Below are 5,276 nucleotides of genomic sequence, written 5' to 3' on the forward strand. Positions count from 1 at the left end.
CGGTATACCAGGTTGTGCAGGGCGAAGCCACCGTGACCGGCTGGAACGAAACGGGTGTCCGCACTGCCCTTACCGACATCCGGACCGGGGCAATGCCCTGGATCACCGGTGCGAGCGGCGGACTGGAATATGATGTAGTCCTGGGTGTTGACCCGATCATCACGTGGTACTCCCACTGGACCGTGGACAACGGGACATTTAAGACTCTCAAAACCATCAGTTCGGAGAACCTCACGGCAGGTTCCAAGAGCGATCAGGTATCTGCGGGGGGAACCCGGGCGTCTGAGGCGCTCATGTCGATAACGCATTCCGACCCCTATTCTGCAGCCCGCGAGAGAACGGCATTCCGGGCTGTGATCGTTGGCCCGTCTCAGGGGTGGAGAAATTACCGGCACCAGTCCGACGCCCTCAGTGTCTATACCCTGCTCCGGAAGAACGGTGTTTCCGATGAGGACATCATCCTCATGACGTTTGACGATGTCCCGACAACCCCGGAAAATCCCCTGAAGGGCGATGTCCATAATGTTCCCCGCGGGGAGAATCTCCGCGTGGGGGCGCTGGTGGATTATACCGGCCCGGCAGTTACCGCAGACACATTGAAGAACGTCCTGACCGGGAACCGGACTGCATCCACACCGGTCGTGCTGGAGAGCAATGCCGGAACGGACGTGTTTGTGTACATCGCCAGCCACGGGTCGCCGGGCGAGGTTGTCTTTGCATACGGGCACGGATTTTTTACCACCGATGACTTCACCACGGTCACCGATGCTATGGCGCGGGATGGCCGGTACCGGCAGATGGTTTTCTTTGTAGACACCTGCTTTGGGGAGAGTATCGCCACCGGGGCAACCGCACCGGGCATCTACTACCTGACCGGTGCTGCAAAGAACGAGCCATCGCTTGGGGCAGTCTACGATATGGATATCAAACAGTGGCTGTCCGACGAGTTTACGTCCAGCGTTCTTTCGACACTCAGGGCAAATCCGGAGATCACGTTCCGCGAACTGTATCCTGCCACATATAAGACCGTGACCGGCTCGCATGTCCGTATGGTCGACACCGGGCAGTTTGATCTTGACACACCGGTCATGGCCTACCTTTCTCCCTGATGCCCCGGGCTGTGCCTTTGGAGAAAGCATACCGGCAGGTCGTAACAGGGGCCCGCCAAGAATCTGTTGCGGAAGCTGGCTCTCGCTGTTCCGCTGTTCGTTTTTGGAATGGGGAAAAAGTTTGAACCGGATCTCTGGTGCCGGTGGATCCGGGACCGGGCACTGATCGTTCAGGAGATCCGGCTCAGCGCACCCGTGCCAAGGTCATAGTAGAGGCCGTGGACTGCCACGCGGTTCTCTGCAACGGCCTTCTTTAAGAGCGGATACGTGAACAGGTGCTCGATCTGGAGCCGGACATTCTCCTGCTCGATCATCCGGTACCGCTTCTCCTGTTCCTCAGGCGTATGCGGCATCTCGATCTTTGAGTCGACCCGGTCTTTTGCCTCGCGGGCATTGTTCAGCCAGAGCGGGATATATGCATCCGTGCTCTCCTTGTCGAGCGCCCTGATTGCCCCGCAGTTCGAGTGCCCGCAGATCACAACGTCTTTCACCTTCAGGTGCATGACCGCGTATTCGAGCACGGTGGCAAAGTTCCAGTCATGGACCGGGACGATGTTGCCGATGTTCCGCTGGATAAAGAGCTCGCCTGCCCGGGCCTGCGTGATGTGCCCGGTCTGGAGCCGGGAATCCGAGCATCCGATCCAGAGGGTCTCCGGGTGCTGGCTGCCAGCCAGTTCCTTGTAATAGTCAATGTTCGGGGTAAAATCGGATTCCCGAAACCTTAGGTTCCCTAGTAATAACTTATCAATCGCCATACACACACCTCTGACAGTGTACATAGACCGGCGCACGCACCGGCGTATGATGTATTGATACTTGTCCGGAGGATGAAAGAAGGTTACGGTTTGATGAGGCTCAAAGGACTGAATCATGATAAGGCGCCGAAAGGTTCTGTGAGATGCGACGGGCCAAAAGGCCCGGAGCAGGAGAAGAGCAGTAAAGATCTTCGACTTTCGACGGGCCAAAAGGCCCGGAGCAGGAGAAGAGCAGTAAAGATCTTCGACTTTCGACGGGCCAAAAGGCCCGGAGCAGGAGAAGAGCAGTAAAGATCTTCGACTTTCGACGGGCCAAAAGGCCCGGAGCAGGAGAAGAGCAGTAAAGATCTTCGACTTTCGACGGGCCAAAAGGCCCGGAGCAGGAGAAGAGCAGTAAAGATCTTCGACTTTCGACGGGCCAAAAGGCCCGGAGCAGGAGGAGAACCTGAAGGGTTCTTCGACCTGCTGAGGCCCGAAGGGCCGAAGGGGCCGGTAATCATCCTGCCCTCTTTGTTATCCGGTTGGTATAACTCACCCGGACATCACTCTTATCGTGCATGACCAATAACATGTAACGAACAACGGGCAGCACTACCTGTCCAAAAGAGTCCCGGACCATGCCAACGATCACCGCACCTGCCGAGTCCGATCGGTATAATGAAGACTTAACCCTCCTCACGCTCTATTCCCTTGCCGGTGAGGAGAGCAGCGGTTTTCTCGCCATCCGCCCGCACTTCATCCGTCACATAGGGAAGGTCATCTTCTCGGAGAAGACCGCACCGTCTGCGGAACGGATGGTCGAGGCCGTCACGGCCCGGGAACTCACTCCGGCAGAGATGGTCCGGGCGGAACGCGAGCTCTGGATCCACTACCACCAGCAGAAGGCTGACCCGTCGCACGACCGGCTCTTTGCGGTCTTCTCGGGCCAGCGGATCATCGGCGTTGCCCGGTGTTCCCGGCACGAGGACGGGCTTGAGGTGGATGCGGTCTATGTCCTGGAGGAATACCGGTTGCGGGGATTTGCCCGTTCGGTCATGATTCTCCTTATCGAGGAGTGCGGAAGGAACGAGACGCTGTTCATGCACTCCAAGACCGAGCTGGTCAATTTCTATGGCAGCCTCGGTTTCCGCCTCATCCCCGAAGCGGAGCTCCCGGCAAGCATTCGCGATCGCTTTGATTTCGTTTTTGGGGATCTCGACAGTATCCAGGTCACACCCATGCGGCGGGAACCGGGGGAGCCTGATATGGTTCCTGGTACTCCCTGACGGTCCCCACGATAACGGTTTCTGGTTTACGTGGACGGGAAAGCAGGTGCGTCCTTCGGATAATCACGCCTGCTGGATAATGAAATGACCTTTCCGCAGGTGGGTGACATCCTCAATGGTCTCCATCGCCCCGGTGACCGTACCCGTGGTATCCCGGATCAGCGATGCCGTGACCCGGAGCCATCGTCCCCCGCCATGCATATCCGGGAAGAAATCCGTGCATTCGATTCTGCCCTCAGTCCCGTCACTGCGCAAGCACATGCCGCTGAACTGGCGGGCAATCATCTCCACGTTGCGATCAACCACGAAGTCGATCAGGCACGCACGGGGCAGGGAGTAGAATGCCTTCCAGTGGTCGCTGGTCCCCACGACCTCTTCCCCCCGGATCCCGGTAAGGATCTCCAGCGCCCGGTCCCAGTACACAACCTTGTGGTTTTTGTCAATGAAGAAGCGGGGGGTGGTCGGGATCTGGAAGAGCGTCCGGAGGAGCCGGTCGCGTTCCTCGGAAGCCCGCCGTGCGATCGTCCGTTCGGTGATGTCTTCGAGAATAAGGGTTATCCCGGAAGAGCCGTTCTCCAGGGTGGTCGGGATGAAGCGACCCTCAAAAAAGACTTCTGCATCGTTATGGACAACGGTGATCTCCTTTTTCCACAGGGGTCCGCCGGCAAGGAGGGGGGCAATTTCCCGCTCGTCTTCCTGAGAGAGTAAGGGGAACGGGAGAGCGCTGAGCCGGGAATGAAGGGCGGATTCCCGGGGGATGCCCGCAAACATGCAGAACGAGCCGCTGACCTGGATGATTCGGAGGTCACCATCAAGGACAATGATCAGTTCTTTTGCATGGTTGAGGAGATCCGAGACAGGGACCCGGTGGGAGAGAGTATAGAGCTTGGCGTTTCCGACATGACGGACATCCAGCTGCCCGGCAGTGGTCATGACCTCGGCATATTTTGCCACGGAGTTGCGGCTCATGTTCACGGCAGCGGAGATCTCCTTGATGCTCATGCCAAGGGGATGTTCTTTTAACACGGCACGGATCCGTGCGGCTTCATCCGTACTCTGAATCTCCCCTGTCATGTCTCTCCCCTGCACAGATCGGCTGCTATCGTGAAAGATATGTAATAACGCTTATTTAGTGGCTGTGATATACATAGATATCGTGCATAGTGTTTGTGCACTAGCGCACAGCATACCGGTCAGATGGGCAGTACCTGCCTTTTCATGGATGATATACACACCTCTGAACCATATCACCAGGTACCAGGACTGATCCCATCACTCTTTCTCACCATTCCTTATTGGCGTTTATTATCGGATTTGGAGAGGTTTATCTTCCTGTCACTTCCCGCACAGGCGCCGGGCAAAGGGGCGGAGCATGTCCAGGCTTGCCTGGATCTCAGTATCAGTACTCGAAAGAGCAACTACGTAGAGCAGGATCAGGGCATTTTCCAGCTGAAGACTGTACGACCTCTCCCTGTCCGGGTTGCCAGGCAGGGATGAGAAAAGCAGGTGCTGATGTTCAGCGGAAAACTCCGGGAATTCATCAGGAACGGGGCCCGTTTCCCCCATACGGCCTGCCTGGAAGGATACTATGGCAAATGCCCTCTCAAGCAGGCCGGGAGTGGTTACATCGGCCAGTTCCGGTACACCCGAAGCGAGCCTGCAGGACTCTTCGTATTCCCCTTCGGCAAACCGGATAAAGACCCTTCCCGCTGCACGCGCGAGAGCGGGGGATACCGTTAGCAGGTTCGCAAGAATGCGGGCCTGGTATTTACCCAGCGGTTCATTGGGTGATAATACTGCGGCTCCGCACATCTCGTCGCTGAAACGACGTTTCAATCGTATAAGGAGAATTGTCAGTCCAGTCGCATAGAGCAGCTGGAGTACTGCCCCGGCTCCTGCCTCGATGGGGGCAGTCAGAAAAATGATACCGTAGATCGGGGTCGAGAGCGCCACGATATCCTTTCGCGGCCGGATCCATGCCAGGTAAGCAAGAATGAACGAACTGATTGTGCAGCCAATAGCGATGTACTGGAAATCAACCGGGTATCCTGCTACCCACAGGAGGATGCCGGCACCCGTGATGCCAAACGCGATCAGTGGCACGGCTGCTTCGAGGTAGCGTTCCCGCACCCGGCTCGGTACTTCTG

5 protein-coding genes are annotated in these 5,276 nt (G+C 57.1%); 2 read left to right on the forward strand and 3 right to left on the reverse strand.

All coding sequences use genetic code 11. The features are described from left to right. Window positions 1-1,109: C13 family peptidase (locus CW742_RS06510; RefSeq protein WP_292418115.1), on the forward strand; the 1,109-nt coding region annotated here is incomplete at its 5' end. Between the two features lie 170 nt (window positions 1,110-1,279). Here CW742_RS06510 and CW742_RS06515 read toward each other — a convergent pair. Next, window positions 1,280-1,864, reverse strand: coding sequence for a carbonic anhydrase (locus CW742_RS06515; protein WP_292418117.1), 585 nt, complete (start codon window positions 1,862-1,864; stop codon window positions 1,280-1,282). A gap of 617 nt (window positions 1,865-2,481) precedes the next feature. On the opposite strand from CW742_RS06515, the gene CW742_RS06520 reads away from it, so the two are divergent. Further along, window positions 2,482-3,129 carry a GNAT family N-acetyltransferase gene (locus tag CW742_RS06520; protein ID WP_292418119.1) on the forward strand — a complete coding sequence of 216 codons (648 nt, stop codon included), beginning with the start codon at window positions 2,482-2,484 and terminating at the stop codon, window positions 3,127-3,129. A gap of 63 nt (window positions 3,130-3,192) precedes the next feature. Here CW742_RS06520 and CW742_RS06525 read toward each other — a convergent pair whose 3' ends face one another. Both CW742_RS06525 and CW742_RS06530 read right to left on the reverse strand, forming a co-directional pair. Then, a complete protein-coding gene (locus CW742_RS06525) occupies window positions 3,193-4,203 on the reverse strand; it encodes a PAS domain S-box protein (protein WP_292418122.1) in 1,011 nt (336 codons plus the stop codon). Window positions 4,204-4,464: 261 nt separating this feature from the next. Beyond that, on the reverse strand, window positions 4,465-5,276 hold an 812-nt coding region (locus CW742_RS06530; protein ID WP_292418123.1), incomplete at its 5' end, for a hypothetical protein.

This window comes from Methanoregula sp. (genome assembly GCF_002835825.1).
Taxonomy (GTDB): domain Archaea; phylum Halobacteriota; class Methanomicrobia; order Methanomicrobiales; family Methanospirillaceae; genus Methanoregula.

What these genes read in the sequence shown, in the direction of transcription:
- CW742_RS06515 (WP_292418117.1), bottom strand. Translation starts at nt 1,864, where the DNA reads ATGGCGATTGATAAGTTATTACTAGGGAACCTAAGGTTTCGGGAATCC.
- CW742_RS06520 (WP_292418119.1), top strand. Translation starts at nt 2,482, where the DNA reads ATGCCAACGATCACCGCACCTGCCGAGTCCGATCGGTATAATGAAGAC.
- CW742_RS06525 (WP_292418122.1), bottom strand. Translation starts at nt 4,203, where the DNA reads ATGACAGGGGAGATTCAGAGTACGGATGAAGCCGCACGGATCCGTGCC.